The organism is Hymenobacter sp. BT18 (genome assembly GCF_012273015.1).
GTDB lineage: Bacteria > Bacteroidota > Bacteroidia > Cytophagales > Hymenobacteraceae > Hymenobacter > Hymenobacter lutimineralis.
Genome location: NZ_CP050954.1, coordinates 1,475,458 through 1,502,084, shown reverse-complemented (window position 1 = coordinate 1,502,084; position 26,627 = coordinate 1,475,458). Strand labels below are relative to the sequence as shown.

Below are 26,627 nucleotides of genomic sequence, written 5' to 3'. Positions count from 1 at the left end.
CCGGCTTCCTGCGTAAGGAAGCCGGGCCTTTTGCTGGGCAAGCAGCCAACTTAAACGACAACGACCAGCCCCTGAGTAGGAACTGGTCGTTGAAACATAGGGACAAGGCCCGTGGGATTAAGCCGTAACTTTCTCTACCACGTTCATGCGCTTCTCTTTGATACGAGCAGCTTTGCCCGACAGACCACGCAGGTAGAACAGACGAGCACGACGTACTTTACCACGACGGATCAGCTCAATCTTGTCGATGTTGGGCGACAGCAGGGGGAAAATACGCTCCGTACCAATCTGGTTCGAAATCTTGCGCACCGTGAAAGTTTCGCCGTTCGAGTTGGAGTTCTTGCGCTGGATAACCACGCCCTGGAACTGCTGGATACGCTCCTTGTTGCCCTCGCGGATTTTTACGTGCACGTTGATGGTGTCACCGGCAGCAAACTTGGGGAAGCTGGCGCGGCGCTCCTGGGATTCAGAATTGATGAAGTCGAGAAGTACGCTCATGGCTGGAAAACTGTAAAAGACGGCCGCGCCGCCGAAGTAGGTTCTATTAAGGAGGCGCAAATATAGCGCTCTGTTTTGAGGATTGCAAGACGCGCAGGCGAATTGCTTGATTGTTGAATGGATTAACAGTTAAATGGTTAGGCAGCTTCGCGTTGTAAGGTCGCCTGCTGCCACGGTGCAGCCTGTCAGCCATCCAGCAAGTCAGGGCGGCGCAGGCGGGTGCGCTCCACAGCTTGGTCGTGGCGCCACGCCTCAATTTTGGGCGTATTGCCCGAAAGCAGGATTTCGGGAACTGCCTGTCCGCGCCACTCGGCGGGGCGGGTATACACGGGCGGAGCCAGCAGGTTATCCTGGAATGAGTCGCTTAGGGCGGATTCCTCGTTGCCCAGCACCCCGGGCAGTAGCCGCACCACGGTATCTACGAGCACGGCCGCACCCAGCTCGCCCCCGCTCAGCACGTAGTCGCCAATGCTGACTTCGTGGGTAATGTAGGCCTGGCGGATCCGCTCATCGATTCCCTTATAGTGCCCGCAGAGAATGAGCAGGTTTTCGGCCAGGGAAAACCGGTTGGCTTGGGGCTGACGCAGCGTCTGGCCGTCAGGGGTCATGTAGATAACCGCGTCGTACTTCCGCTGGGCTAGCAGGGCATCGAAGCAGGCGGCAATAGGCTCCACGCGCAACACCATGCCAGCGCCGCCACCAAACACATAGTCATCAATCTGCCCGTGCTTGTTGATGGCAAAGTCGCGCAGCTGATGCAGATAAATCGTCACGAGGCCTTTTTCCTGGGCACGCTTCACAATGGAAAAGGCAAAGGGGCTTTCCAGCAGCTCGGGTTGGCAGGTAACAATATCAATCCGCATGAGAAGACAGGTAAGGCGCAGCAGGCCGCATTAGGGTTCTACAAATTCGTCCGGTTCGTCCCGCTCCCGGGAGGGCGGCGTCAGGTACACTTCCAGCAGGCCATCCGGCAGTTTTACGTGCAGGGTGCGGGCATCCATATCGGCGTGGGAAATCAGCTCATCGGCTACCGGGATAAGCACTTCCTGGCCCTGGTACTGCATAGCCAGTACATCCTGCTGAGGCAGCTCATAGAATGTTTCTACCGTGCCCAGCTGGCCCAGCGCCTCGTCTACCACCGTGAAGCCAATGACGTCGTGGAAGTAGAACTGGTCCTGCGCCAGCGCTGGCAGCTCGGCCAGGGGGCGCCAAAGCTTGGCGTTGCGCAGCGGCTCCGCGTCCTCGATGCGGTCGATGCCCTTGAACTTGACCAGCGCCCGGGCCTCTGACTGCGGGGTAAGCTTTTCAATGGCAAAGGCCGTGAGCTTGCCGGGGGTACCGGGCAGCTCCAGCAGCACCGATTTCACCTTACGATACGCTTGCAGGTCGTCGACATCAAGCGCAGCAACGACGAAGCCTTTCAGGCCGTGGGGCTTTACCACCGAGCCCAGCTCGTAGCAGTCATTGGGAGTAATGCTCATGGCAGAAATAAGGAAGGAAACGAAAAGAGGTGATGAGAAACAGAAACGGCAACCCGTTTAGCTTCTCATCACCTCTTACGAGTTGCCAGAAAAATTAAGCGCCGGCTTCCTCGGTGGTTTCAGCGGGAGCCTCAGCTTCGGTGGCTTCAGCCGACGGAGCGCTAGCCGCCAGTGCAGCAGCCTGCTTGGCCCGCAGCGCCTCAGCGCGTGCTTCTTTTACCTTGGTTTCAGCGGCCAGACGCTCCTTGCGGGCTTCGTCCTTGGCAGTACCCAGGGTGGTACGCTTGCCTTCGATTTTGGCGTCTTTCTGCTCTTTCCAGTCGGTGAAGCGCTGGTCAGCTACATCCTGCGAAATAGCGCCTTTGATTACCCCCAGCTGCAGGTGCTTGCGGTACAGCACGCCGCGGTAAGAAAGCATAGCACGAACCGTATCGGTCGGCTGGGCACCTTTCATAATCCAATCGAAAGCCTTATCCCCATCGAAGTTGATGGAAGCAGGGTTCGTGTTGGGGTCGTAGGTGCCGATTTTTTCGATGAAGCGGCCGTCGCGGGGCGAGCGGGAGTCAGCAACAACGATGTCGAACTGTGCGGCCTTCTTGCGGCCACGACGGGCGAGGCGGATTTTAACTGCCATAAACCGGTTTGGTTAAGCGACGCATCCCGTGCGTCTGGTTGAAAATGAGGTGCAAAGGTAAGGGAAAAGGGGCAGTTGTGAAAGGTGAAGTTGTGAATCGGAGAATAAGATGCCCGGTCGTAGTACATTGTGACCATATAAACGGCGCTTACCGCTAGAACCCAGATACAGAAAAGGCCCTTCCGCGAGGCAGAAGGGCCTTTTCGTGTGAAACGAAGCTTTATAATTTCACCTTGCGTAAGTCGGCTATGCCGCCATGTTGACGGGCTCCTGCCACTTGCGCTTTACTTTCACCACGCCCACTTTATCGAGGGTCCAGATGAACATGTACGTGGGGTCAAACTCCCACCACTTCACGCCGAAGTTGACGCGCATGGGCAGCTTGTGGTGGTTGTTCTGGAACAACTCTCCGAAAGCCAGGAAGTCCAGCGCGAGGGTGTTCTTGGAGTGGTCGTGGTTGTCGAAGTTCTGGTAGCCGTATTTGTGGCCGCCCCAGTTCACGATAGCGCCGTGGATGGGGCCCATCAGGAAGTGGATGGGCAGGAGCAGGTACTGCCACCAGGCCGTGGCAAACTGAATGTAAAACAGCACGTAGAGCGTGCCCCAGCCAATGCGGGAATACCACTTGTCGCCAAAGTCCTCGATGGCCTGCCACTCGGGGTAGTCGCCCTCAAAACGCTCGGCCGCAGCGTAGTCCCGGTTCAGGACGGCGTTGTAGATGTTCTTGGTCTTCCACATCATGGAAAACGCATTCGACGAATACAGGGGAGAGTGAGGGTCCAGCTCCGTATCAGAGTAAGCGTGGTGCATGCGGTGCAGCAGCGCATACGCCCGCGGCGACAGGAAGGAAGAGCCCTGGCAGATGTACGTGAACAGGAAGAAGAACTTCTCCCAGAACTTGTTCATCGTGAACATTTTGTGCGCTGCGTACCGGTGCAGGTAGAACGTCTGCGTGAACAGCGACAGATAATAGTGAGCAACGAAAAAGATGAGTATTGGCATGAGCCGGCAAATGAGGTGTGCGAAGGCAAGGACAAGGCAAGCTGCTGCCCCGCATAAGCTATGCTGCGGGGCTTTCGTTCAATAGCGCACTGCAAAACTATGGCCTTGCCAAGGCCCCTTCAATAAAAGTGCCGAAAAGGTCATAATCTTATTCAAGTGCAACCGCAGTGGGAAACCGGCGGTGCATTGGCTGCCTCAAAACAGCAGAAGACAAAAAGCAGCTCAACGGCAGAGCCGCCGCCGCTTGGGCCCGCTGGTGGCCGAAGCGCACAGGCTAGTAATAAGCCTGCGCGGCTTCCCAGTGAGGCATGTCGGGCAGGGGGGCCACAAAGCACATGGCCTCCTTTGTTACGGGGTGCTGAAACTCCAGCTGGCGGGCGTGCAGGGCTATGCTGACGTCGGGCAATGGGGCCAGGAAGCCATACTTCACGTCGCCCACAATAGGGGTTCCCAGTCCGGTGCTCAGCTGCACCCGAATCTGGTGCGGGCGGCCGGTAATAGGATTTACCTGCACCAGCCACCGGTTGCCGGCCTGCCCGAGTACGGTGTAATCCAGGTCGGCTTTCAGGCCTTGGGAATGACGCTCGGTATAGGCCTTGGTAGTGTTGCGAATAGGGTCTTTCACCAACCAGTGGGTGAGGTGGCCGGTTTCCGGCTCCGGGCGCTTACCCGTCAGGGCCCAGTAGGTTTTGTGCACTTTGTTGTCGCGAAACAGCTCATTCAGGCGGCTCAGGGCCTTGCTGGTTTTGGCCAGGGCTACCACGCCGCTCACGGGCCGGTCGAGGCGGTGGGCCACCCCGATAAAGGCCGCGCCGGGCTTTTTGTATTTAAAGCGCAGGTATTCTTCCGCCTTGGCGGAGAGGGGCTCATCCCCGGTAGCGTCGCCCTGAACGAGCAGCCCCGCGGGCTTGTTGATGATGAGCAGGTGGTTGTCTTCGAACAGAATTTCCTTCTGCTCCGACCACAAATTCGGACGGTTCACTTTACAGGAATTAATAATTAAGAATTAATAATTAAGAACTGGTCAGAAACGCCTCTTGCCGCCTGGTAAAGCAGAAAAGACACCCGACGACGCGCTTATTTATTAATTATTAATTACTCATTATTAATTAAACTAGTAAGCTTCTTCCGCGCTGGGGAAGTCGTGGGTCTTGACGTCGTTGATGTAGCGCGCAACGGCGTCGTGCATCAGGTCGCCGAGGTCGGCGTAGCGCCGCAGAAAGCGCGGCTTAAACTCTTTGGTGATGCCCAGCATATCGTGCACCACCAGCACTTGCCCGTCTACGTCGGGGCCCGCCCCAATGCCGATAACGGGAATAGTAAGCTGCTCGGCCACCTGCTTGGCCAGGGCGGAGGGAATCTTTTCGAGCACCAGAGCAAAGCACCCCAGTTCCTGCAGGAGCTGGGCGTCTTCCAGCAGCTTCTGCGCTTCCGCTTCCTCTTTGGCCCGCACGGTGTAGGTACCAAATTTGTAAATGCTCTGGGGCGTGAGGCCCAGGTGACCCATCACCGGGATGCCTGCCGTGAGAATGCGGCTGATGGACTCGCGAATTTCCGCGCCGCCTTCCAGCTTGATGGCGTGCCCCCCCGACTCCTTCATGATGCGGATAGCCGAGCGCAGCGCTTCCGAGGAGTTGCCCTGATAGGAGCCGAAAGGCATATCCACCACCACCAGGGCCCGCTTCACAGCCCGCACCACCGAAGAGGCATGGTAAATCATCTGGTCCAGGGTGATAGGCAGCGTGGTTTCGTGGCCGGCCATGACGTTGGAGGCCGAGTCGCCTACCAGCAGCACATCAATGCCGGCGCCGTCCAGAATGGTGGCCATGGAAAAATCGTAGGCCGTGAGCATCGAAATTTTCTCCCCCCGCCGCTTCATAGCCAGGAGCTGGTGGGTGGTGATGAGCTTAACCTCTTTGTGCTGCGACATGGAAAACGGAGGAGGGCGAGTGGAAGGCCGGGGAAATAATTCTCAAAGCTGAGCAAATTCCCCCAATTTCCGAGGCATTAGCGGTTGTAGAAGGAGCGGTTGCGCGTCAGCTTCAGGTCCTGGAGCAGGGCCGACTTGGCCGCAATGGTAAAGTTGTAGCCCTGGCGGGGGCCAAACGGAATCCAGTTGCCACTGATGGCCCAGCAGTGCAGGTCCCGGTAAAAGTCGAGCGAGGTGTACGTGATTTTCTGATTCCGGAAGTCGTAGCCGCTGCTGTAGCCCACGCGCAGCTTGTCGGTAATCTTGATTTCCCCATTCAGGTTCAGCGCAACGGAGGTAAAGGAAGACGGCCGGGTTTGGCCCGCGCGGGGCAGTGCCGGCGCCTGGTTGCTATAAGCGGCCGCAAACGAGGCGTTCAATGTCCAGGGAATGGAAAAATCCACGTAGTCCTCGTAGGGATTCACGGGGTCGGGGGTGCCCAGGGCCGGATTGTTGGTGGGCGCAACCTGGGTATTTTTAGCCCCGGGCTTCCGCTGCGGATTAAACTGGTAGGTCATCGACAAGTTGCCCGACTCAAGCCGCGCCAGACGGGGCTTGCTTTGCTTCAGCAGGTATTCATTGATGAGGCGGCCGGTGCTGTCGCGCTGGTAGGCGTTAAAGCTCGCCGACATCAGGAAGTTGAGCTTGCGCGCAATCTGCGTGTTAAACGAGGCGCTGATCGGGGAAAGCTGCAGCGTCTCAGCGGCTAGGTTGTAGGAGCCATTGAGGCTGAGGTTGTCAATCAGGCTTACCTTTTCGAAGGGGGTGGTGCCGGTCGTATCGGTTTTGGAGCGCACCTTCATTTCTACCTGGTTATTCAGGGAGAAAGACAGCAGGCTGGCCCGCCGGCCGCCGGACGGGGCATAGGGGAAATTATTGTACAAGGAAAAAACCTGCTCGCCCACCAGCCGGCCGCTGGCGTCCGTGAGGTTGGGCAGCGGCACCGTCTGATACAGCCAGGTAGACCGGCTGAAATCGGGGGAATAGCTGTAGCTGAGGGAAGGGTTTACCTTATGGCGGATAGCCTCCACACGCTTGCCCTTTATGGGAAGCAGCCCGTAGAAGTTCGTGCTCAGCGAAGCGCTGCCTTGGTAGGTGTGCGCGTAGTTGAAGCCCCGCAGCGTGTCGATGCGCACGGCCTGCGCGGCTTCGACGTAGCGGTAGTCTAACCGCTTGTTGTACATGCTGGAGCTATAGGATACGTTGGGCGTAAAGCTCAGGTGCTTCAGCAAGGTGTAGCTGCCCAACGAAATATTGAATACGTTCTGCAGGCCCGACTGGGTGTTGCGCAGCAGGTCGCCCAGGTTGTCTAAGCTAATGGGAATGCGGCGTGCTTCGCTGGTGCCCCCAATGAGCGGGAGGCCGTTCAGCTGGCGGGCCGGCTGCACGTTGCTCAGGCGGTTCTGGCCGTTGAGCGTGTAGCCGATGGCAATCTGCTCGTAAATAGTGCTGAGCTTGCCGTCCTGAGGCAGGCCCAGCCACTCGTAGGGATACTGGCGGGCCACACCCACGGTAAAATCGGGCAGGGTAAGGTTCATCTCGCCGGTACCGGTGTTCTGGCTTTGGGCCAGGTTCAGGGAGTAGTTGATCGGAGAGTTCCGAATCTGCTTGGAGTAGCTGACGTTCGACTGAAACGAAGACGTGAGGTAACGTTCCGTATCGAAAGCGTTCAGCCGGTTGTAGTCCTGGCTGCCTAGGTTAACGGAGGCACTGAACTGTCCGCCCCCGGGCCGGGCCTGGGGCGCGTGGCTCCAGTTTACCCAGAAGGTGCGCGGCGACTTGGGCTTGATGTAGGGCTGATCGACGGTTACGTCTTCGTCGGGCAGAATTTCATTGGCCGGCCGCTGGTTGAACGCTAGGTTCATGGACCCGCTGTAGCGGTAGCGCTTACGGTACTGAATATCGGCCTGGGTGCCCCAGCCCCCAAAGTCGCTGCCGGCACCCGAGTAGATTTCGCCCGTCAGGCGCACACCCACGTACTCACTGGCGGCCCAGTAGTAGCCGCCGTTGCGCAGGAAGAAACCCCGGTCATTGGTTTGCCCAAAAGAAGGAATAATCAGCCCGGAAGCGCGCTTCTTGTTGCTGGGCGTGGGAAAGTACCCGAACAGAAACCCCAGCGGGGTAGGAATGTCGCCGATTACCAGGTTGAACGGCCCGCTAACGACCTGCTCCCCGGGAATCACCTTCATCTTGTTCGCATTGATGAAAAAGTGCGGGTGTTCCAGATTGCAGGTAGTATACACCCCGTTGCGTCCGTAAATTTCGCCGGTAGCCTGGCGCTTGATGGTTTCGGCGTGGATGTACCCATCCCCCTGCTGGGTAACGGCTTCGGCGATTTTGCCTTTGCGGGTTTTAAAATTATAGGCAATTCGGCCGGCCTGGTAGGTTTCGCCCCCGTTTTTGAACACGGGTTTGTCGCGCACCCGTCCCGTGGTATCTGGCGCACCCTCCGCCGTTAGAATGTTCTTATTGTAGTCGATAGCAATGCGCGCCGCGTTCAGCGACAGGTCGTCGTAGTTGATCTTGGCCTTGTCGTAGAGGTAGGCCACGCGGCTGGCCACGTCGAACCGGATGGAGTCGGTAGCTGAGTAGGTGATAGTCGTTTTGATGTCGCCCTGGGGGGCAGCGGCCACGCGCAGGGAGTCGCCCGTGCCCGTTCGGGTGGTGTCGACGGCCAAGCGCGGCACGGGTTTTGGGAGGGGGCGCTGCTGAGCCAGCGCCGCTCCGCCCAAGCTAAGCCACAGCCCAAGCAGGAGCGCCAGGCCCGGGGCCCTGTGGTATGCCAGGTGAAAAAGGTAGCGGGTAGAAGACAGCGCAGACAAGGCCACGTAGTTTTTATCGTTTATTTTGTGGCAGTGCGCAAAGGTAGCGCCTTGCTACCCCAACTAACGAACTCCGTGCGGAATATTGTCGCTTTCGGAACAGCCGTCCTACTGCTGCTTTCCAGCTTTTCAGCCCCCTCTGCTTCGGTTCCGGCCGCGGTACCGGTATACAAATACCGGCTGCGCACCGTGGTGCTCGACGCTGGCCACGGCGGCAAAGACCGCGGCTGCGCCGGGGCCACGGCACGGGAAGCCGATATTGCGCTGAAGCTGATTCTGGAGCTGGGCCGCCTGATTGAGCAGAACATGCCCGATGTGAAAGTGGTGTATACGCGCAAAACGAATGTCTTTGTAGAGCTAGCCGACCGGGCAGGTATTGCCAACCGCCACGATGCCGACCTATTTATCAGTATTCACTGCAACGCGGGCCCCTCAGTGGCGCACGGTACAGAGGTATGGACCATGGGCCCGCACAAGACCGATGCCAACTTAGGTGTAGCCAAGCGGGAAAACGCCGTAATTCTGCAGGAAGACAACTATAAAGAGCGTTACAACGGCTTTGACCCACATTCTCCCCAGAGTCATATTTTATTTTCGCTCTTCCAAAGCGCGTACATGGTTAATAGCATCCGGTTTGCGCAGAAGGTTGATCAGCAGTTCCGCACTACAGTGAACCGCCCCAGCCGGGGCGTGAAGCAGGCAGGCTTTCTGGTGCTCTGGAAAACGGCCATGCCTTCCGTCCTGATTGAGGCCGGGTTCCTGACCAATCGGGCCGATGAGCGGTACCTCAACGATAAAGCCGGACAATCGTATATGGCCTCAGGTATTTATCGTGCCTTCAAAGAATACAAGCGTGAGCTCGAAGGCGACTCTACCGCCGACTAGCGTTGGAGTCCGGGCCGTCCCGTTAGTTGTTTGCATTTTTTTGCTTGCCCACGTTCCAATCTAGCTTCATCGTGTCGAAAGAAATTAAAGTCGCCCTGCTGGCCATTGTGGCCTTGGTAGGGTTATTCGTCGGATTTCGGTTTCTGAAAGGCAGCAATGTCTTGTCGTCGAACCGCACCTATTATACCAAGTACGACAGTGTAGATGGCCTCACGCCGGGCGGGCAGGTAATTCTGAACGGTATTCCGGTGGGACAGGTCAAGGAACTAGAGTTGCTGCCCGAAGAAGGCAATCAGGTGCGGGTAACCCTGGAGCTGGGCAAAGACATTGTGGTGGGCGACTCCACGGTGGCGGTACTGGGGGGCAGCATTCTGGGCTCCAAAACCGTGACGCTGAAGCTGGGCAAGAATACCAAGCAGTTTGACGGGGGCGAAACCATACTTTCCTACCACCCGGCCAGCATTACCGATGCTTTCCAGGCCCGGGCCCTGCCCGTATTGGGCACCGTCGATTCAACCCTGATTAAAGTAAACTCCTTCCTGAACAAGGATGCCCGCTTGAGCCTGCAGGCTACTTTGCTCAACGCCCAGGGTACCACAGAAGCGCTGAAGAACCTGCTGCTGATGAACCAGCGCAACATCAATCAGATTACCTCCAACATGGCCCGCCTCACGGCCGACCTGTCGGTAACGCAGCGCAAGCTGGACAACATTGCCAGCAACTTCAGCGTGCTGAGCGATTCGCTAAAAAACGCGCCGGTGGGCCCGGCCATGCGCAAGCTCAACGCCACGATGAGCGAGGCGCAGAGCACCATGACCACGCTCAACCACTCGCTCACCGACCAAAAAGGCTCCTTGGGCAAGCTTATCAGCGACACGCTGCTCTACAACAACCTCAATGCTACGGCCGCCAGCTCCAATGCCTTAATTCAGGACTTGCAGGCCAATCCCAAGCGCTACGTGCATTTCTCTGTGTTTGGCGGCGGGAAGAAAACCAAAACCGAAACCACCACGAAGCCCAGCGGCGAAGTGGAAAAGAAAACGAAAGTGGTGACTTCTCCTACCACTGAGGCAGTGGTTACGCCCAATGGACAGTAACCAGTGGCAACGGCTGGAAATCCAGCACAGCATTTCTCTTACCTTTGAATCCGCCCCGCTGGGGCGGATTTTTTATTGCCCTCCCATCCCACCCAACCTGTTCCCACCCCATGGACCTCGAGTTCAACAAAAACGAAGACCAACTCAAGCAACTCACGTTTCAGCTCAGCCAGCGCCTGAAGAAAGTAGCCCTCGGCGGCGGCGAGAAGCGCATTGAAGCCCATAAAGCCAAAGGCAAGCTGACCGCCCGGGAACGGATAGACTACCTGCTCGACAAAGGCGCCAACCAGGTGGAAATCGGCGCTTTCGCGGGGGAGGGCATGTACAAAGAGGAGGGAGGCTGTCCCAGCGGCGGCGTGGTAGTCGTCATCGGCTACGTGCAGGGCCGGCAGTGCGTGGTAGTAGCCAACGACGCCACCGTAAAAGCCGGGGCCTGGTTTCCTATCACGGCCAAGAAGAACCTGCGGGCCCAGGAAATCAGCATCGAAAACAAGCTGCCCATTATCTACCTCGTCGACTCGGCGGGGGTGTACCTGCCCATGCAGGACGAAATCTTTCCCGACAAGGAGCACTTCGGCCGTATCTTCCGCAACAACGCGGTGATGAGCAGCATGGGCATCGTGCAGATTTCGGCCATCATGGGCCCCTGCGTGGCCGGCGGCGCCTACCTGCCCATCATGAGCGACGAGGCTATGATTGTGAACGGCACGGGCTCGGTATTCCTGGCGGGTTCCTACCTAGTGAAATCAGCCATTGGCGAAACCATCGACAACGAAGCCTTGGGCGGCGCGAGCATGCACTCGGAAGTTTCGGGCGTAACGGACTACAAGTTCGAAACCGACGAAGAGTGCTTGGACCACATCCGCAACATCTTCGACAAGCTGGGTGCCCAGCCCACGGCCGGCTTCAGCCGTAAGGAGCCCGCGGCCCCCAAGCTGGCGGAAAAGGAAATCTACGGCCTGCTGCCTGCCGACCGGGTGAAGCCCTACGATATGATGGACATCATCAACCGCCTGGTCGATAACTCGGAGTTTGAGCCCTATAAGGACCTTTACGGCCAGACACTCATCTGCGGGCTGGCGCGCATTGATGGCTGGGCCGTGGGCATCGTGGCCAACCAGCGCAAGATTGTGAAGAGCAAGAAAACCGGCATGCAGATGGGTGGCGTTATCTACTCCGACTCCGCCGACAAGGCCGCGCGCTTCATCATGAACTGCAACCAGAAGCGTATCCCGCTGGTGTTCCTGCACGATGTATCGGGCTTTATGGTGGGCAGCCAAAGCGAGCAGGGCGGCATCATCAAGGACGGGGCCAAGATGGTGAATGCCATGAGCAACTCGGTGGTGCCTAAGTTCACGGTGGTGGTAGGCAACTCCTACGGGGCCGGCAACTACGCCATGTGCGGCAAAGCCTACGACCCGCGCCTTATTGTGGCCTGGCCCACGGCCCAACTGGCGGTGATGAGCGGTGCGGCGGCGGCCAATACGCTTTTGCAAATTCAGGTGGCTAGCCTCAAAGCCAAAGGCGAAGTCATTACCCCCGAAGCCGAAAAGGAGCTGCTCGACCGTATCAAAGCCCGCTACGAGGAGCAACTCTCGCCCTACTACGCCGCGGCCCGCCTCTGGGTCGATGCCGTGATTGACCCGCTGGAAACCCGCAAATTAATTTCCGAAGGCATTGCAGCGGCCAACCACGCACCCATTGAGAAGGCGTATAATGTGGGAGTTATTCAGGTGTAGTTATTAAAGAAAAGTGGTATGTCGAATTGCCTTCTGCTCTCAAGATTGGGTTTGCTAATCTTGGGCTGGCTTGGTGTAAGCTGTGATGGTCCCTCCGTTTCGTCACAGTCGGTAGCAAGTGCTGATGGTAGCACGCTTAGGATGCGAACGGAATATTGGCCTGCAGATACAGTCACGCACAGCGCCGACACGGTAGTACATGTGCCTGCTACTTATCGACTGAGCTGGGTAACGAAGAGCCTGAATGATAATGCTGTGCTGGATACAGTGCAGGATGACAAGGGTAAATTCTTAATTGCAGGGCACAACTATGAAACAAAACTCCAAGCGTGGCATAATAGTCAACCCTTGTTTACCACTACGCTTACTAAAGAACTACTTGGCTCACCAGAGGAAGTAGCTGCTTACAGCTGGCACAGCATAACGTACCAAGGGTACAGGAAGGAGGAATTTATTTTCCACGCTTGGATGAGTATCCCAGATTCTGATATCGGCTGGGAAGGAGAAATTGCGGTAGATAAAAGCGGGCAGCCCCGTCTTGTAAGGCTCCTAGATGCAGCAACCGATGAGTAATCGGTTGTAGCATCGATCAACTGCCTCTGATACCTATGAAAGACAAGGAATACCTGGCATTTATGCTGGCCTTTCTGGTCGGTATAATGTTGCTGATCTATGCAGTGAACAAGATTATAAAGCAAGTAGATTTTCTCAAAAGTGGCCGTAGTGCTGTGGCTACTGTGTTCAGAATAGATACAGTTGAGAGTGATGGGCACGAAACGTACAAACCAGTTTTCGTTTTTAGAACCCCTGCGGGGCAATCCTTTATCTATGATAATTACTTCAACAGTGCACCCATTTCCTGGAAAATTGGGGACCAAGCGCGTGTAGTGTATAATCCAGCTGATCCACGGCAGGCCAAAGTCCTCACGTTTTTTGAGGCTTTTGGTGCCAGCCCCTTTTTGTTCCTCTTGGCTTTAGCACTGATTATTTTCAGCGGTGGCTACATGTGGGCGGAGCAGTTTTTTACCTCTCTAGGCTAAGATCCCCACGAAGTTGCCACTGCTTATTCCTGCAAACCTGTACTGCCAGTGCGTTAGTATCAGGGTAAGGATAATCGGCCGGGGTGCAACGTTTCCTGGCGCTGCTGCCTCCCTAGGGCAACCTTCTCTATTCTTCTATGAAACGCCGTTTACTATTCCTGCTGCTGGCTTTCGGCAGTGCCACCGCCTCTCTAGCCCAGTCAGCGCCTACCGACGTGATGATTGTGGGCTCCGACCACCTCAACCAGATCTACAGCAAAGATTACCCAACTACTGATGTGCTGACTGCCCAGGGCCAGCAGCATATCGGGCGCTTCACGGCGGCGTTGGCCCGCTACAAGCCCGATATGCTGGTCGTGGAAAGTCTGCCCGAGGAGCAAGGCGAAATCGACAGCCTCTACGCCCTGTACCGTCAGGACAAGCTGAATCTGGCCACGCTGCCTGGGGGGCGCAGTGAGATATTTCAGGTGGCTTTCCGGCTGGGCAAGCAGCTTGGTCTTTCCCGGATTTACTGCGCCAATGCTCCTGGCGGCACGTCGCAGGGGATTTTGCGCACCGGCCAGAACATTGAGCTATACCAGCAAGCCCAGCAGGAATTGAGCAAAGCCTCCGGCGGCCTGCGCACCAAGCTCCAGCAGGGGGCCATTTCGCTCTATGACTACGAAGTGGCCATCAACCAGCCGGAGCTCTATAATCTGGTGTACCGATTGCGGTACGTGACGCCGGCTCGGGTGGTAAATGGCCGCTTCACCAAGCCCGATGCCCAGGTCGATACGGCTTTCATCAACCCAAAATACATTGGGGCAGAGCTGATTTCGGTATTCAAGAACCGCGACTATAAAATCTACTCCAACATTGTAGTGCAGGCCCTGCAAACCAAGCCCCGGCGGGTGCTGGCGCTGTTTGGGGCGGCCCACATTGGCTCTATGCAGAGCATCTTTGCCAGCGACCCGGCGTTTCGGGTGGTGGAGTCGAAGAAGTACCTGGGCAGAAAGTAGCTCTAAACCGGGTACTGGTAGACGCACCCAAACAGCAGGGGGCCGGATAGCAATTCTATCCGGCCCCCTGCTGTTTGTAATTTAGCTAGTAGTGCTGGCTACTGACGCTGCGAAAGGGCGGAGGCGGGCAGTACGGGCTGCATTCCAGTCCACATCCAGGTAAAGGCCGAATACTGACCGGCGGTCAGCACCTGGCTCAGCTCAGAGAAATATTCCCGGTTCACGTTCTCGTCGTTTTCGGGCGTACGCTTTAGCTGGTTCAGGTGGGCGAGGCGCTGCACGGTAGCCCGGTACACGGCCCGTTTCTGGCCAGCCTTCAGGTCAAGAACCTGCGTGAAATATGCCGTCAGGTGCATGGCCCGGCCACTGATTTCGGCGGCTGACAGCCGGGTAAGGCTGGCCGATTCTACGGGGTTTGAAGGCTCGGAAGCGGCGGCGGAAGAAACGACGAAGCCGCTGATCAGCAGCAAACCGGCAACAAAACGGGAAATAGCAGAAGTAGACATATGGAGAAGTTTCAGAGGAAGAAATACCTAGTGCAGGTTTTTGAACTTGCACCAAAGGAGGACCAAATATAATTGGTCAATACGTGTTAATTAAATAATCAGTATAAAATATTTGCAAAATGCAAAAATGTTGTTTGCCTAGCAGCACCCAGTGCGCAATTCCCGAAAACCGTCCGGCTGCGCTAAGGAGAGCATAATACCTGTCTCTCTGAACGGCCTTGGCAAAGTAGTAACGGGGTTCGGGCTGCTTTAATTAGTTGCACCGTTTATGAAATCACAATTGACGTCTTCAGTCTACTTGTTAACCGCGTCCTCAACCGGGTGCGCCTTGGTTGGTAGTGCGCCGGCGCGTATCTTGAGGTATGCTGACTTTACGCAAGACCACTTCGGCCGATGCCGATTTTCAGGAGCTCGTGGCGCTGCTGGACCAGGACCTGGCCATCCGTGACGGGGCCGAGCACGCCTTCTACGCTCAGTTTAATAAGATTGATCTGATTCAGCACGCCGTGGTAGCGTACTGGGACGATCAGCCAGTGGGGTGCGGGGCCATCAAGAAGTACGACGAAACCACTGCCGAAGTAAAGCGCATGTTTGTGCGCCCCGAGTTTCGGGGGCGAGGGGTGGCAGGCACTGTTTTGCGGGAGTTAGAGCAGTGGGCCCAGGACCTAGGCTACACCGCTTGCGTGCTGGAAACCGGGAAAAAGCAGCCCGAAGCCATCCGCCTCTACGAGAAAAGCCAGTACGCGCGCATTCCTAACTACGGCCAGTATGCCGGGGTCGAAAACAGCGTGTGTCTGCACAAAGCGCTGCGGTAAGAAGTAAATTAGCTGGTCAGGCGTCAGGCCGCTGCTCACGTGGCGGCTGGTAAAGGAAGTGAACAATCTACCCCCGAATGGGCGTTAGTTCTCAGCGGCGGTGGGGAAAACCTGCCTTCGTTGCGTTACTTTGTGCTTCCTGTGCTATTTTCTAGGCTTTCCGCTCTTCTGACTCTACGCTGCCTCCCTTGACGAACAAAGAAATTAAAGCCCTTATTTCCCTGCTCGACGACCCGGAAATTGCCCCCCAGATTCAGGAAAAAATTCAGACCCTGGGGGAAAGCATTATTCCGTTTCTGGAAGAGTCATGGGAAGAAACCCTAAACCCGGACCAGCAGCAGCGCCTGGAGAACCTGATTCACCACCTGCAGTTCGACGGGCTGCAGCAGCGCCTGCGCGTGTGGCGCGACTCGGGTGGCGAAAACCTGCTGGAGGGCATGTGGCTGTTGAACTCCTACCAGTACCCCGATGCCGACCTGCAAGCCCTGAACCGCTCCATTGAGCAGCTGCGCTTTGAGGTGTGGACGCTCACCCGCCCGGCCATGCACCCCGCCGACCAGGTGCAGACGCTCAACCACGTACTTTTCAAAACGCACAAGTTTGCGGCCAATACCCAGAACTTCCACTCCCCGGCCAACTCCATGCTCCAGCGCGTGCTCGAAACGCGCCGCGGCAACCCGCTTACGCTGTGCGTAATTTATCTGCTGGTGGCTCAGCGCCTGGGCTGGCCGGTGTACGGGGTGAATCTGCCAAATCTGTTTGTGCTCATGTTCCGGCCCACCAATCCCAATGTGGAGCCCTTCTACATCAACTGTTACAACCGCGGCCTCATCCTCTCCCGCACCGACATTGAGCACTACATAGCCCAGCTAAACCTGACGCCCAACCCTATGTTCCTAGAGCCCTGCTCGCACCTGGATATTGTGCGCCGGGCCCTGCGTAACCTGGCGGTAAGCTTCGAGAAAATTCAGGAGCCAGCCAAGTCGGCCGAGGTGACCCAGCTGCTGTCCATCCTGCTCGACGCTCCGGAAACTGCGCCCGAAGCCGCTAACGACGAGACGGAGGACTAGCTCCCTAAGCCGGCCCCCTCATGTCCTAGTAGGCACCGAACATGCAAAGCCCCAGTCGTCGGTAGACGGTTGGGGCTTTGCAGTGGTGGCAGGTAGATAAGCTAAATGGTTACTTCTTTTTGATCAGGCAGCCCGCGGCCCGCTGGGAAGCTACACCAGCAGCCCGGCCCGCCAGCAGGTTGTCGAGCACCTGCTGAACATAGCGCTGCTTCACGTAGGCCTCCACCTGGGGGTTGTCGTCGATGGCGCCGTGGTAGCGCACGGCAAAGCCATTGCCGGTGGGCTGTAGCACGACGGCTTCGGGCGTTTTGCTGGCCCCCAGCAGCGTGCTTACCTGGGCCGCGTCGTCGCGCAGATAGGTGAGGCTATTCACCCCATCAGTCTTGATTTTGAGCTTGTCGGCCTCCGTAGCGGCGCTGGCTTCCAGGTTGATGGGCGTGTCAATAAACAGAAACTGGACGCCTTGGCTCCCGTAGGTGCTGGCCAAAGCACTCAGCCGGTCCTGGTACAAGCGGGAAAACGGGCAGTTCTGCGAAATAAATACCACCACTACGGCCTTGCTGCCGGCGTAGGAGCTCAACTTCACATCGGCGTTGGCCGCATTCTTTAGGGTGAAGTCCGTGACCGTGGCGGGCCCCTGAGCACAGGCTACGCCAACGGCCAGCGTACCCAGCAGTAAGGCGCTGGCAACCAGGATAGAAATTCGGCGAAGCTTCATGACAAGGAAATTAGGCAAGGGAAGAAGTAGGTGCATCGAGGCAGTAAGTGAGGACGTAGGACGCCGACAGGCAGCGGTAATGTACCTGGTGCTGGCTGCGGGAGTTTGGTAGGAGCAGGTGCCCCGTCATGGCACCGGCCTCCCGCAGCCGAAACGGGTCAAGCAGAATCTGCTCTTTAAACACCAGGGCCCGGTAACTGTGCAGCTTGTACAAGGTTTCTTTCGCGCTCCAGTACAAGCTGTATTTCAGGGCTTCATCCCCGGCATCCAGCAACTCGTTAGCTGAAAGAAACCGGGGCGCCAGCATGCGGGCTTTGGGCCGTACTAGTTCAACATCTGTGCCAACCCGGCCCTGGCGGCTCACCACCGCCGCTACCCAGGCCCCGGAGTGCGACAACGACACCGCCAGTTCCGGGTTTTCCCGGAAAAAAGGCCGCCCGTTGGCGTCATTTTCCAGGGGGCCGGCGGCTTGCTCCGGCAGGTGGGCCAGCAGCACATGGGCCAGGGCCCGCCCCGCCAGCCATTGCTGCGTGCGGGCCTCATTGCGGCCGGTGGGGCAGTGGGCCGCGTACCAGTTGGCGTAGGGTAGGAAGGAAGCTAAGTCCGCAGCCGATTCCGTCAAATTCCACAAGCCCAGCAGGGCGTTGTCGGTGAGGGGCAGAACGGAGGAAAGCGGCATGCGGCGGGCAAGGTAGATCAGTAAGCGAAAGTCGGGTTTCCGGCGCACATTCTGTTGCTAGGCCTGGGTAAAGAATTTTGCCCCGCAAAATCCGCCGTACTTTGCAGCCGATTTTATAGTACGCTATGGCTTCTCTTGTTCGTCCGCAGGTGCAGAAACTGGCCACGCTCAGCGGCCACCGTGACTGCGTGTACGCCCTGAGCGGGGCCGTTGGCGAAGCAGTGGTATACTCCGCCGGCACCGACGGCTTTGTGGTGAGCTGGAACGTGGATGACCCGACGCAGGACGGGGAGCTGGTGGCCCGGGTAGAGAATTCGGTGTACGCCCTGCGCCATGTGCCCGAGCGGCAGTGGCTGCTGATCGGCCACAACTTTCAGGGCCTGCAGGCTATTGACCTGACGGCCCGCCAGCTGGTACACGCCACGGCCCTGCCCCCGGCTGCCATTTTCGATATTCTGTACTCTGCGTCCCGGGAGCGGGTGTACGTGGCGCTGGGCAACGGCACTCTGGCGGTGCTGCACGCCCACGACCTGCGCTTGCTGCACCTGGTACCCCTCACCGATAAAAGCCTGCGCTGCCTTGCCCTGCATGAAGAGCGGAACGAGCTGGCCATTGGCTCCTCCGATACGCAGGTGTACGTGCTTGATGCCCATACGCTCACCGTACGGCACACGCTGGCCGCGGCTACCAACTCGGTGTTTACTGCGGCTTATTCGCCCGATGGGCGCTTTCTGCTCACGGCCGGCCGCGACGCGCACCTGCGCCGCTGGGACGTGGCGGCCGGTTACAAGGAAGAAAGCAGTATTGTGGCCCACCTGTTTGCCATCAACCACCTCGCCTTCAGCCCCGACGGGCAGCTGCTGGCTACCTGCAGCATGGATAAATCCATCAAGCTGTGGGATGCCGACTCGTTGCGGCTGCTGCGGGTGGTAGACCGCGCCCGGTACGCCGGGCACGGCACTTCCGTAAACAAGTTGTTTTGGTCGGGCCGGCAAAATCGGCTAGTTTCGTGTAGCGACGACCGGAGTTTGGTTGTGTGGCAATTAACCCTGAGCAACGAGCAATAAGCCGTGGCAGCTGCTGTTTCCTGCCTTGCGCCGGCTGCCTGACCGGCGCCACCCTTTCCTTTGCTCATTCCCCTGAATTATGAAAATTTCTGCCCTCGATATCCGGCAAAAAACCTTTGAAAAGGCCTTTCGGGGCCTCGATAAGGACGAAGTGCAAGCTTTTCTCAATACCCTCTCCCAGCAGTGGGAGCGAATGGGCGACGAAAATCGGGAGCTGCGCCTGAAGCTGGAACATGCCACCCAGGAAGTACAGAAGATGCGCGAAGTGGAGTCCTCGCTCTACCGCACCCTGAAAACGGCGGAAGACACCGGCAACAGCATCACCGAGCAAGCCCAGCGCGACGCCGAGCTGCGCGTGCGCGAAGCCCAGCTCAAGGCCGAGCAGCTGCTGGCCGATGCCCGCCAGAAAGCCCGCTCGGTGGTAGACGATGCCTACAAGCAGGCCGAAAAAACCATTGCCGAGATGCAGACGGAAGTAAATCTGCTGGGGCAGGAGCACCAGCGGCTGGAAGGTGTGCTCGAAGGCCTCGTGCGCGACCTGCAGCACTTGGCTACCGATGCCCTGGACAAGGTGGAGAAAAGCCGTAACCGGCCGAAATCCTCCATGGCGGCTATCCTTTCCCGGGCGGCCAGCGTAAAGGTGAATAAACCTGAACCTTCACCTGAAGCCGACTCTGCCATGCTTGTACATACTTCTGCTACCTCATCGGCCGCGGCCGTAAACGGTGCCCGACCCAGCGCACCGGCTGTTGGAGCCACCTCCGCTGCTGAGCGGGCGCCCATTGGTCCGCAGCCCGGAGCTTATAACCCCAAGCCCGGCCAGCAGCCCGACCCTGGCGCCCCGGCCCAAACGCCTGGCCCCGACATTCAGCCCAACCGCACGCCCGACGAAAACCCGGGCCGCGTAGATCCTTCGCGCATTCATGAGCCCGGTCCCGCTACCGTGCCCAACCCGGTGGAGCCCCGCGTAGAACCCATTGCCCCCGATATTCAGCCCGTAGGCCCCGGCCACCCGGAAATCACGCAGCCTTCGCCCGCTACGCACCCCGGCATGCAGAAAGCAGAGGCTGAGAAATCTTTCTTCGACGAAATATAGCGTGCCACTAATGCCAGGCCGAAGTCGAGCAGTGGGTAAATCGATGCCGCAAAATTAGCTCGACGCCAGCGCCACTGGACGATTTATATAAGCCTGAAAAGCTGCTCCCGTGGGGCAGCTTTTTTGTTGTACAGCGGGTGCAGTAGGAGGCGAATTCAACGCTTGGCCCAGCTATCCGGAATTTGTTTCGGAGCTTGCTGCCCGCTCACCATTGATTTCACTACTTCATTTAGTTACTCACTTACCGCATGGGGCAGATTGCACTGGAAGGCATGGAGTTTTTCGCATTCCACGGCTACTACGACGAGGAGCAGAAAATCGGGAATAAGTACGGGGTTGACCTCTACATCCGCACGGATTTACACGCGGCGGGGGCCTCCGACAACCTGCAGCAAACCGTCAACTACGAAGTGCTGTACCGGGTAGTGCGGGAGGAAATGCTGGCCCCGGCCCGCTTGCTGGAGCACCTGGGTTACCGCGTTATTGATCGGGTGATGGAGGAGTTTCCCCACATCCGCTCCGTGAAAGTGAAGGTGGCCAAGTTCAACCCACCCCTGGGCGGTATCTGTCACCGGGCCCAGATTACGCTGGTGCGGAAGCGGGGCGGGCAACGGTAGCGCAGGATTTCGGGTCATCAAACAAAGCTGTGATATACAGCTGATTTCAGACGGCTGAAATATTGTACGAAATAAATCGTAGAATAAATTTGCTTCTACGATATGCTTCGTATATGTTTGAAGTACGAACTGATTCGTATGACTAACCTTTCTGAGCTATGAGCAAATCCCCGCCCCCCAAGCCTACGGAGTCGGAGCTGGAAATTCTGCAGGTGCTGTGGCAGCACGGTCCCAGCACCGTTCGTTTTGTTAATGACTACCTCAGCGAAAAGCGGGAGATAGGCTACACCACCACCCTCAAGCTGCTCCAGCTGATGCTGGACAAAGGACTGGTACACCGCGACGATGAGAGCAAGACCCACGTGTACCGCCCGGCCGTGCGCCAGGAAGAAACGCAAGGCCTGCTGCTCGACCGGTTTGTGGATGCCACGTTTGGCGGCTCGGCCCTGAAGCTGGTGATGCAGGCCCTCGGCAACCGCAACACTTCCCGCGAAGAGCTGGACCAGATCCGCACGCTCCTGGACGAAATCGAAAACCAAAACGACCCTGCCCAATGAACTGGCTTGAACAAACGTTGTCGCCCGCGCTGGTTCGGGCATTGGGCTGGACGCTCGTCCACTCCTTGTGGCAGGGGGCAGTAGTAGCCCTGGCCTTAGGCGGGCTGCTGCTGCTCTTGCGCAAGCACAGCGCCGCCGTGCGCTACCGCGTAGCCGGTCTGGCCCTGGGTACCATGCTGCTGCTGGCTACCGTCACCTTCGCGCGTTACTACTACGCTGCCCTCACGGAAGTACCTTCAACCCTGCAACTGCCGGCAGATACTGCTGATATCCGGCTGGCTGCTTGGCAACCCACGCAGGAGGCCGCATCTACCGCTACACCTACAGCAGCTGTGGAGCCCGTTGGCAAGATTGCCACCTGGCAGCAGTATTTTGATCAGAACCTGCCCGTGCTCGTGACGGCCTGGCTGCTCGGGCTGCTGGCCATGACGCTCCGCTTGCTGGGGGGCCTTGCCTACGTGCAGCGCTTGCGCCACTACCGCGTGCAGCCCCTGGGCCTGGAGTGGCAGCGCCGCTTGGGTACCTTGGCTGAAAAGGCCAATCTGCAGCGGCCGGTGGCCTTGCTGGAATCGGCGCTGGTGCGCGTCCCCATGGTGGTAGGCCACTTGCGGCCCGTGATTCTGCTGCCGCTCGGCACGGTTACGGGGCTTAGCCAAACCTATCTGGAGGCTATTCTGGCGCATGAGCTGGCCCACGTAGCCCGCCGCGACTACCTCATGAACCTGGTGCAGTCGGTAGCCGAAATCCTGTTTTTCTACCATCCCGCCGTGTGGTTTGTGACGGCGACGCTGCGCGTAGAGCGCGAAAACTGCTGCGACGATACGGCCACGGCCCTCGTGGGTGGCAACCCGCTGACGCTGGCCCGGGCCCTCACGGCCCTGGCCGAGCTCAACCTTGCGCCCCGCCTGACTCCGCAGCTGGCCATGGCCGCCGTAGGGAGCCGGGGCACGCTGCTGAGCCGGGTCCGTCGCTTGGTGCAGGGCCGCACCGCGCCCACCTTTACCGAAGGGTTTATGGCAGCCTGCGTGGTGCTGGGAGGCTTTATGCTTCTGAGCACGGCCGTGGCCCTGGCCGACCCGCGTCCACTGGCTCATCCCCAAAACCCCCTCGGTACGTTGTTGCCGGCCTCATTTATGGCCGATGATACGACCAAACAGCAGGTGGTATCTGAATTAGCGCCCCAGGTAGCGAAGGTGCCCGCCCAGGTTGAGGTAGATGAGCTGCAGGAGGATGATCCAAAGTCTCGCCAAAAGACCAAGCGCGGCCGAGCCAATGAGCAGGTTGTCATCGTTGATGCCCCCGCTCCGGGGATGATGCCCGGTCGGGGGGCCAACACGGTGGTAATCGAAAAGGACAAGAAAGGCCGCGTAACCAACCTGATGGTGAATGGCCAGCCGGTAGAAACTGCCTCGAAAGCCGGCAAGAAAGGCAAGACCACCACGGAGGTTATCCGGGTGGCGCCCAATGGCTACGTATTCCGTAATCAGGGCAACCCGGACTTCAACTTCCAGTTTGATAACGGCACCCCGCAGCGTTTCCCGATGCCGGGGCCCAGCAAAAAGGATATGGTGAAGCTCCGCCAACTCTCTCGCCTCCAAAACGGCTCGGGCCATACGTTCAGCTTTAACTGGGAAAACAGCAACGGCGCGGGTGCCGACTGGCAGGAGCAAACCCGCGAGGCCTTACGACTGGCAGAGCGCAAACTCGACCAAGCCTACCGGGAAGCCGAGACCCAGGAAGAGCGGGACCGGATTGAAGAAGCTCAGGAACGGCTGCAGGAGCGCCAGGAGCGGCTACGGGAACAGCAGGAAGAACTGGACGAAGCCCGGCACGAAGGCCTGAGCGACCAGGAGCAGCGCCAAATGGACGAAGCCATGCGCCTGCACGATGAAGCCATGCGGGAGCACGACCGGGAAATGCGGGACTTTGACCGGGAAATGCTGGACCACGACCGCGCCCTGCAGCGCCAGGACGAGGAAATGCGCCGCCACGACGAAGCGCTGCGCCGGGCGGATGCTGTCCGGAACCGGGAAGACCGCAAATTTGAAAGTGCCCTGACCCAGCAGCTGCTCCGTGACGGGCTAATCAAGAACCTGAACCACTACCAGCTTGGCTTGAATGCCCGCGAGATGACCGTGAACGGCAAAAAGCAGTCGGCGGCCCTGCGCGACAAGTACCTCCGCCTCTTTGCCGAAAAAACTGGCCGTAAGCTCAATACGGGCTCGTTTGTAGTGACGCGCAACTCCAGCACCAATATTAATTACTCGGGTACGGTACCCCGGCCTCCGCAGCCTCCTCGCGCTCCGCGGGCCCCGCATCTGGCTGTGGCACCAGCGCCACCGGCACCTCCGCACCATGCTGCCCCGGCGCCGCCCGCCCCACCTGCCCCGCCGCACATGGATTCCGACGAGATTCGGGCGGAGCTGCGCAAGGATGGCCTGCTCGGAGCCACGGAAAAGAGCTTTCAGTTTCAGCTCAACGACGACGGTCTGACCGTGAACGGGAAAGCCCAATCGGCGGCCATGGCCCGCAAGTACCGCCGCCTGCTTGATGTGCCGGAACCCACGCCCGGGCAGAAGCGCAAACAAACCGTCCAGATTTCAGTGAGTGAGTAATGGATGTAAAAAGCCGGCGTCACAATCAGGCGCCGGTTTTTTTATGCCCATTGCCCGGCGGCAGGCAACGGTTGGCCCGCAGTCCCCATCTATGGCAGCACAGCTTTTCTGCCGGCGGTCCTTGGTCCTGGCTTTTCTTTCCGGCTTTCTATCGGTTTTCACCTCTATTTTTCTATTCAATGTTACGTGCAGGCCTTCTGTTGCTGGCTGGGCTGAGCTGTATGCTCAGCAGCGCCCTGGCCCAAACTGCTGCTTCGCCGGCTCCGGCGGCCGTACGGCAGCTACAAGCCGTCCGCATCACCACGGCAGCGCCTAAGCTGGATGCCTTACTGGATGAGGCCGTCTGGCAGCAGGCACCCGTTGCCACCGACTTTATTCAGAATAGGCCTAACCCCGGCCCCCACGAGAAGCACCCCACAGAAGTACGCATCCTCTATGATGATGCGGCCCTCTACGTGGGAGCTATCATGCATGATGTCTCACTGGACTCAATACCCCGGGAGTTGGGCGCCCGCGACGATATCGGCAACACCGACTTCTTCGGCATTTTCCTGGATACCTACCACGACAAGCTTAATGGCTACGGCTTCTTTGTGACACCCTCCGGCGTGCAGATGGATGCCCGCTATTCTCCTGCAGGAGGAGAAGACTTTAACTGGAATGCCGTGTGGGAAAGCCGGACGGCCTTGCGCGGCACCGACTGGGTGGCCGAGCTGCGCATTCCTTATTCCGCCATTCGCTTCAGCACCCAGCAGGAGCAGGTGTGGGGGCTGAACTTCATGCGCAACCGCCAGATTCTGCGGCAAGGGTTTTTCTGGAGCGAGGTGAAGCCCGAGGTCAACGGCTTCCTGAACCAATGGGGCGAGTTGGTGGGCATCCGCGACATCAAAGCTCCGCTGCGGCTTTCGTTTACGCCCTACATTTCTACCTATGTCAACCACTATCCCTACAAACAGCAGGGCGTGCGCAACACCAGCACGAGCGTCAATGGAGGAGCCGATGTGAAGTGGGGCATCAACGAAAGCTTTACGCTGGATGCTACACTGGTGCCGGACTTTGGACAGACCGTGAGCGACAACCGGGTGCTAAACCTGACGCCGTTTGAAGTGCAGTACAACGAGAACCGCCAGTTCTTTACCGAAGGCACGGAGCTGTTCAACAAAGGCAACCTGTTTTACTCCCGCCGCGTGGGAGCTCAGCCTATGGGCTTTTACGACGCCGAAGGGCAATTGAAGCCGGGGGAACGGTTGGTGCAAAACCCCGGGGAAAGCCGGCTGCTGAATGCCACCAAGATATCGGGGCGCACCAGCAAGGGGCTGGGCGTGGGCCTCTTCAACGCCGTAGCGGCAAACATGTATGCCACGGCCGAAGATGAGCAGGGCGAGCAGCGCCGCATTCTGACACAGCCTCTGGCCAACTACAACATTTTCGTGCTGGACCAGAGTCTGAAAAACAACTCGTATGTGTCGCTGATCAACACCAACGTGACGCGCCAGGGTAGCACCTACGACGCCAACGTGACGGGCGGCCTGTTTCGCCTGGCCAACAAGAAAAACTCCTACGCCGTGGATGGGCAGGTGGTGTACTCGCGGCGGCGCGGGCAGTACTTCAACTCCGATACCGAGGTAGGCGACCAGGATGGGTATAAGTACCTGTTGGGAGTGGGCAAAATCAGCGGGGGCTTTACCTGGCGCCTGAGCCAGGGTATCGAATCCAACGGCTATAACCCCAACGACCTGGGCATCCTGTTCAGCAACAACTCCATTTCGCAGGTGGCGGAGCTCAATTTCAACCGCTTCAAGCCATTCTGGAAAGTAAACAACGCCTATAGCTACCTGGTGCTGGAGCACCGGCTGCTGTACCGGCCCACGGCCTACACCAGCGCCGGAGCCTACTTCGGGGGCAATACCACGTTTACCAAGAGCTTTATCACCGTGGGCTTCAATGGCGACTACACGGCGCAGGCCCACGACTACTTTGAGCCCCGCACCGAAATTGGCACGTACTACGTGCGGTTTCCGGCCAACGTCGGCGGCAACGGCTTTATCTCCACGGACTACCGCAAAAAGCTGGCGTTTGACTTATCAACCGCCGGGCGGTGGTTTCAGCGGGATGGCATCCGGCCGCGGCGCACGGGGTATGGCGTCAGCCTAAGCCCCCGGTACCGGGTAAGCAACCAGCTGTCCTTTCGCTACAACTTCGAGTGGAACACCCGTCCCAACCAGGTAGGCTACGTGAATGGCGGCCTCGACCCCGACCAGTTCCAGGATGGCCCGTTGGCCGCGGCCGGCCAAATCCTGCTGGGGCGGCGACGCGTGATGACGTACGTGAACACGATAACGGGCACGTACACGTTTAACAACCGCATGTCGTTTAACATCCGCACGCGCCATTACACCAGCAGCGTGCACTACTACGACTTTACGGTGCTGCGCCCCCAGGGGCAGGAACTGAAGGTAGACTACCGCCGCAACCGTGATAATGCCTTTAATGCTTTCAACGTGGACGCCAACTTCTCCTGGTGGTTTGCGCCCGGCTCCCAGGTGAACGTGGTCTGGAAGAATGCCCTGTCCAATGAGCTGCTGGCCGAAGAATCGACGCCCCTTTACTTCGACAACCTGAGCCGCACAATCAACACGCCTCATAGCAACTCGCTGTCGGTGAAGGTTCTGTATTTTCTCGATTACCTGACGCTGCGCAAGCGCCGGGCCTGATTTCTTCC

Annotated in this window: 25 protein-coding genes; 14 read left to right on the top strand and 11 right to left on the bottom strand. The window is 58.3% G+C overall.

The annotated features are described in order from the left end of the window. Nucleotides 1-117: 117 nt before the first annotated feature. The 8 genes from rplS to HER32_RS06165 all read right to left on the bottom strand — a co-directional run bounded on the left by rplS (nucleotide 118) and on the right by HER32_RS06165 (nucleotide 8,406). Nucleotides 118-498, bottom strand: a complete 381-nt coding sequence (gene rplS / locus HER32_RS06200) for a 50S ribosomal protein L19 (RefSeq protein WP_149072212.1) — start codon at nucleotides 496-498, stop codon at nucleotides 118-120. A gap of 185 nt (nucleotides 499-683) precedes the next feature. After that, nucleotides 684-1,361 carry a tRNA (guanosine(37)-N1)-methyltransferase TrmD gene (trmD, locus tag HER32_RS06195; RefSeq protein WP_168681256.1) on the bottom strand — a complete coding sequence of 226 codons (678 nt, stop codon included), beginning with the start codon at nucleotides 1,359-1,361 and terminating at the stop codon, nucleotides 684-686. A 30-nt stretch (nucleotides 1,362-1,391) separates the two neighbouring features. Then, nucleotides 1,392-1,979 carry a ribosome maturation factor RimM gene (gene rimM / locus HER32_RS06190; protein WP_168681255.1) on the bottom strand — a complete coding sequence of 196 codons (588 nt, stop codon included), beginning with the start codon at nucleotides 1,977-1,979 and terminating at the stop codon, nucleotides 1,392-1,394. A 94-nt stretch (nucleotides 1,980-2,073) separates the two neighbouring features. Next, the gene (locus HER32_RS06185; protein WP_168681254.1) at nucleotides 2,074-2,613 is read right to left on the bottom strand and encodes a 30S ribosomal protein S16; all 540 of its coding nucleotides are present in this window, start codon (nucleotides 2,611-2,613) and stop codon (nucleotides 2,074-2,076) included. A 246-nt stretch (nucleotides 2,614-2,859) separates the two neighbouring features. Then, complete coding sequence (locus tag HER32_RS06180) at nucleotides 2,860-3,615, bottom strand: acyl-CoA desaturase (RefSeq protein WP_149072208.1); 756 nt, start codon at nucleotides 3,613-3,615, stop codon at nucleotides 2,860-2,862. Between the two features lie 274 nt (nucleotides 3,616-3,889). Beyond that, the gene (locus tag HER32_RS06175; protein WP_149072207.1) at nucleotides 3,890-4,597 is read right to left on the bottom strand and encodes an RluA family pseudouridine synthase; all 708 of its coding nucleotides are present in this window, start codon (nucleotides 4,595-4,597) and stop codon (nucleotides 3,890-3,892) included. A 132-nt stretch (nucleotides 4,598-4,729) separates the two neighbouring features. After that, a complete protein-coding gene (panB, locus tag HER32_RS06170) occupies nucleotides 4,730-5,545 on the bottom strand; it encodes a 3-methyl-2-oxobutanoate hydroxymethyltransferase (RefSeq protein ID WP_149072206.1) in 816 nt (271 codons plus the stop codon). A gap of 77 nt (nucleotides 5,546-5,622) precedes the next feature. Next, nucleotides 5,623-8,406, bottom strand: coding sequence for a putative LPS assembly protein LptD (locus tag HER32_RS06165; RefSeq protein WP_168681253.1), 2,784 nt, complete (start codon nucleotides 8,404-8,406; stop codon nucleotides 5,623-5,625). Between the two features lie 75 nt (nucleotides 8,407-8,481). On the opposite strand from HER32_RS06165, the gene HER32_RS06160 reads away from it, so the two are divergent. From HER32_RS06160 to HER32_RS06135, 6 genes are all read left to right on the top strand, one after another. Further along, nucleotides 8,482-9,291 carry an N-acetylmuramoyl-L-alanine amidase gene (locus HER32_RS06160; protein WP_373281631.1) on the top strand — a complete coding sequence of 270 codons (810 nt, stop codon included), beginning with the start codon at nucleotides 8,482-8,484 and terminating at the stop codon, nucleotides 9,289-9,291. 71 nt (nucleotides 9,292-9,362) lie between these two features. Beyond that, the gene (locus tag HER32_RS06155; RefSeq protein WP_168681252.1) at nucleotides 9,363-10,388 is read left to right on the top strand and encodes an MlaD family protein; all 1,026 of its coding nucleotides are present in this window, start codon (nucleotides 9,363-9,365) and stop codon (nucleotides 10,386-10,388) included. 110 nt (nucleotides 10,389-10,498) lie between these two features. Then, on the top strand, nucleotides 10,499-12,127 hold the full coding sequence (locus HER32_RS06150) for an acyl-CoA carboxylase subunit beta (protein ID WP_168681251.1): 1,629 nt from the start codon (nucleotides 10,499-10,501) through the stop codon (nucleotides 12,125-12,127). A gap of 201 nt (nucleotides 12,128-12,328) precedes the next feature. Next, nucleotides 12,329-12,700: a hypothetical protein gene (locus HER32_RS06145; RefSeq protein WP_168681250.1), complete on the top strand. Its 372-nt coding sequence runs from the start codon at nucleotides 12,329-12,331 to the stop codon at nucleotides 12,698-12,700. A gap of 35 nt (nucleotides 12,701-12,735) precedes the next feature. After that, a complete protein-coding gene (locus tag HER32_RS06140) occupies nucleotides 12,736-13,167 on the top strand; it encodes a DUF3592 domain-containing protein (RefSeq protein WP_168681249.1) in 432 nt (143 codons plus the stop codon). Nucleotides 13,168-13,304: 137 nt separating this feature from the next. Next, nucleotides 13,305-14,165 (top strand): DUF5694 domain-containing protein, encoded by an 861-nt coding sequence (locus HER32_RS06135; protein ID WP_168681248.1) that lies wholly within the window; start codon nucleotides 13,305-13,307, stop codon nucleotides 14,163-14,165. 98 nt (nucleotides 14,166-14,263) lie between these two features. Here HER32_RS06135 and HER32_RS06130 read toward each other — a convergent pair whose 3' ends face one another. After that, on the bottom strand, nucleotides 14,264-14,671 hold the full coding sequence (locus HER32_RS06130; RefSeq protein WP_168681247.1) for a hypothetical protein: 408 nt from the start codon (nucleotides 14,669-14,671) through the stop codon (nucleotides 14,264-14,266). A gap of 362 nt (nucleotides 14,672-15,033) precedes the next feature. Here HER32_RS06130 and HER32_RS06125 point away from each other — a divergent pair, with 362 nt between their 5' ends. Together HER32_RS06125 and HER32_RS06120 are read left to right on the top strand one after the other, a co-directional pair. Next, nucleotides 15,034-15,486 (top strand): GNAT family N-acetyltransferase, encoded by a 453-nt coding sequence (locus HER32_RS06125; RefSeq protein ID WP_168681246.1) that lies wholly within the window; start codon nucleotides 15,034-15,036, stop codon nucleotides 15,484-15,486. Nucleotides 15,487-15,674: 188 nt separating this feature from the next. After that, nucleotides 15,675-16,556, top strand: a complete 882-nt coding sequence (locus HER32_RS06120; RefSeq protein WP_168681245.1) for a transglutaminase-like domain-containing protein — start codon at nucleotides 15,675-15,677, stop codon at nucleotides 16,554-16,556. A 109-nt stretch (nucleotides 16,557-16,665) separates the two neighbouring features. On the opposite strand, the gene HER32_RS06115 is transcribed toward HER32_RS06120, so the two are convergent. Both HER32_RS06115 and HER32_RS06110 read right to left on the bottom strand, forming a co-directional pair. Next, on the bottom strand, nucleotides 16,666-17,274 hold the full coding sequence (locus tag HER32_RS06115) for a redoxin domain-containing protein (RefSeq protein WP_168681244.1): 609 nt from the start codon (nucleotides 17,272-17,274) through the stop codon (nucleotides 16,666-16,668). A 10-nt stretch (nucleotides 17,275-17,284) separates the two neighbouring features. Further along, complete coding sequence (locus HER32_RS06110) at nucleotides 17,285-17,953, bottom strand: 4'-phosphopantetheinyl transferase superfamily protein (RefSeq protein ID WP_168681243.1); 669 nt, start codon at nucleotides 17,951-17,953, stop codon at nucleotides 17,285-17,287. Nucleotides 17,954-18,078: 125 nt separating this feature from the next. On the opposite strand from HER32_RS06110, the gene HER32_RS06105 reads away from it, so the two are divergent. The 6 genes from HER32_RS06105 (at nucleotide 18,079) to HER32_RS06080 (ending at nucleotide 26,619) form a co-directional block, all read left to right on the top strand. Continuing rightward, nucleotides 18,079-19,020, top strand: coding sequence for a WD40 repeat domain-containing protein (locus HER32_RS06105; RefSeq protein ID WP_168681242.1), 942 nt, complete (start codon nucleotides 18,079-18,081; stop codon nucleotides 19,018-19,020). A gap of 79 nt (nucleotides 19,021-19,099) precedes the next feature. Continuing rightward, on the top strand, nucleotides 19,100-20,116 hold the full coding sequence (locus HER32_RS06100; RefSeq protein WP_149072911.1) for a DivIVA domain-containing protein: 1,017 nt from the start codon (nucleotides 19,100-19,102) through the stop codon (nucleotides 20,114-20,116). A gap of 248 nt (nucleotides 20,117-20,364) precedes the next feature. Next, on the top strand, nucleotides 20,365-20,733 hold the full coding sequence (gene folB, locus HER32_RS06095) for a dihydroneopterin aldolase (RefSeq protein ID WP_149072912.1): 369 nt from the start codon (nucleotides 20,365-20,367) through the stop codon (nucleotides 20,731-20,733). Nucleotides 20,734-20,891: 158 nt separating this feature from the next. After that, the gene (locus HER32_RS06090; protein WP_149072913.1) at nucleotides 20,892-21,290 is read left to right on the top strand and encodes a BlaI/MecI/CopY family transcriptional regulator; all 399 of its coding nucleotides are present in this window, start codon (nucleotides 20,892-20,894) and stop codon (nucleotides 21,288-21,290) included. Beyond that, the gene (locus HER32_RS06085; RefSeq protein WP_168681241.1) at nucleotides 21,287-23,905 is read left to right on the top strand and encodes a M56 family metallopeptidase; all 2,619 of its coding nucleotides are present in this window, start codon (nucleotides 21,287-21,289) and stop codon (nucleotides 23,903-23,905) included. Before HER32_RS06090 ends, HER32_RS06085 begins: the two co-directional genes overlap by 4 nt. A gap of 179 nt (nucleotides 23,906-24,084) precedes the next feature. Further along, nucleotides 24,085-26,619 (top strand): DUF5916 domain-containing protein, encoded by a 2,535-nt coding sequence (locus HER32_RS06080; RefSeq protein WP_168681240.1) that lies wholly within the window; start codon nucleotides 24,085-24,087, stop codon nucleotides 26,617-26,619. Nucleotides 26,620-26,627 lie beyond the last annotated feature (8 nt).

Coding starts and splice junctions, on each gene's coding strand:
- rplS (WP_149072212.1), bottom strand. CDS start 498: ATGAGCGTACTTCTCGACTTCATCAATTCTGAATCCCAGGAGCGCCGC.
- trmD (WP_168681256.1), bottom strand. CDS start 1,361: ATGCGGATTGATATTGTTACCTGCCAACCCGAGCTGCTGGAAAGCCCC.
- rimM (WP_168681255.1), bottom strand. CDS start 1,979: ATGAGCATTACTCCCAATGACTGCTACGAGCTGGGCTCGGTGGTAAAG.
- HER32_RS06185 (WP_168681254.1), bottom strand. CDS start 2,613: ATGGCAGTTAAAATCCGCCTCGCCCGTCGTGGCCGCAAGAAGGCCGCA.
- HER32_RS06180 (WP_149072208.1), bottom strand. CDS start 3,615: ATGCCAATACTCATCTTTTTCGTTGCTCACTATTATCTGTCGCTGTTC.
- panB (WP_149072206.1), bottom strand. CDS start 5,545: ATGTCGCAGCACAAAGAGGTTAAGCTCATCACCACCCACCAGCTCCTG.
- HER32_RS06150 (WP_168681251.1), top strand. CDS start 10,499: ATGGACCTCGAGTTCAACAAAAACGAAGACCAACTCAAGCAACTCACG.
- HER32_RS06140 (WP_168681249.1), top strand. CDS start 12,736: ATGAAAGACAAGGAATACCTGGCATTTATGCTGGCCTTTCTGGTCGGT.
- HER32_RS06135 (WP_168681248.1), top strand. CDS start 13,305: ATGAAACGCCGTTTACTATTCCTGCTGCTGGCTTTCGGCAGTGCCACC.
- HER32_RS06130 (WP_168681247.1), bottom strand. CDS start 14,671: ATGTCTACTTCTGCTATTTCCCGTTTTGTTGCCGGTTTGCTGCTGATC.
- HER32_RS06125 (WP_168681246.1), top strand. CDS start 15,034: ATGCTGACTTTACGCAAGACCACTTCGGCCGATGCCGATTTTCAGGAG.
- HER32_RS06115 (WP_168681244.1), bottom strand. CDS start 17,274: ATGAAGCTTCGCCGAATTTCTATCCTGGTTGCCAGCGCCTTACTGCTG.
- HER32_RS06110 (WP_168681243.1), bottom strand. CDS start 17,953: ATGCCGCTTTCCTCCGTTCTGCCCCTCACCGACAACGCCCTGCTGGGC.
- HER32_RS06105 (WP_168681242.1), top strand. CDS start 18,079: ATGGCTTCTCTTGTTCGTCCGCAGGTGCAGAAACTGGCCACGCTCAGC.
- HER32_RS06100 (WP_149072911.1), top strand. CDS start 19,100: ATGAAAATTTCTGCCCTCGATATCCGGCAAAAAACCTTTGAAAAGGCC.
- folB (WP_149072912.1), top strand. CDS start 20,365: ATGGGGCAGATTGCACTGGAAGGCATGGAGTTTTTCGCATTCCACGGC.
- HER32_RS06090 (WP_149072913.1), top strand. CDS start 20,892: ATGAGCAAATCCCCGCCCCCCAAGCCTACGGAGTCGGAGCTGGAAATT.
- HER32_RS06085 (WP_168681241.1), top strand. CDS start 21,287: ATGAACTGGCTTGAACAAACGTTGTCGCCCGCGCTGGTTCGGGCATTG.
- HER32_RS06080 (WP_168681240.1), top strand. CDS start 24,085: ATGTTACGTGCAGGCCTTCTGTTGCTGGCTGGGCTGAGCTGTATGCTC.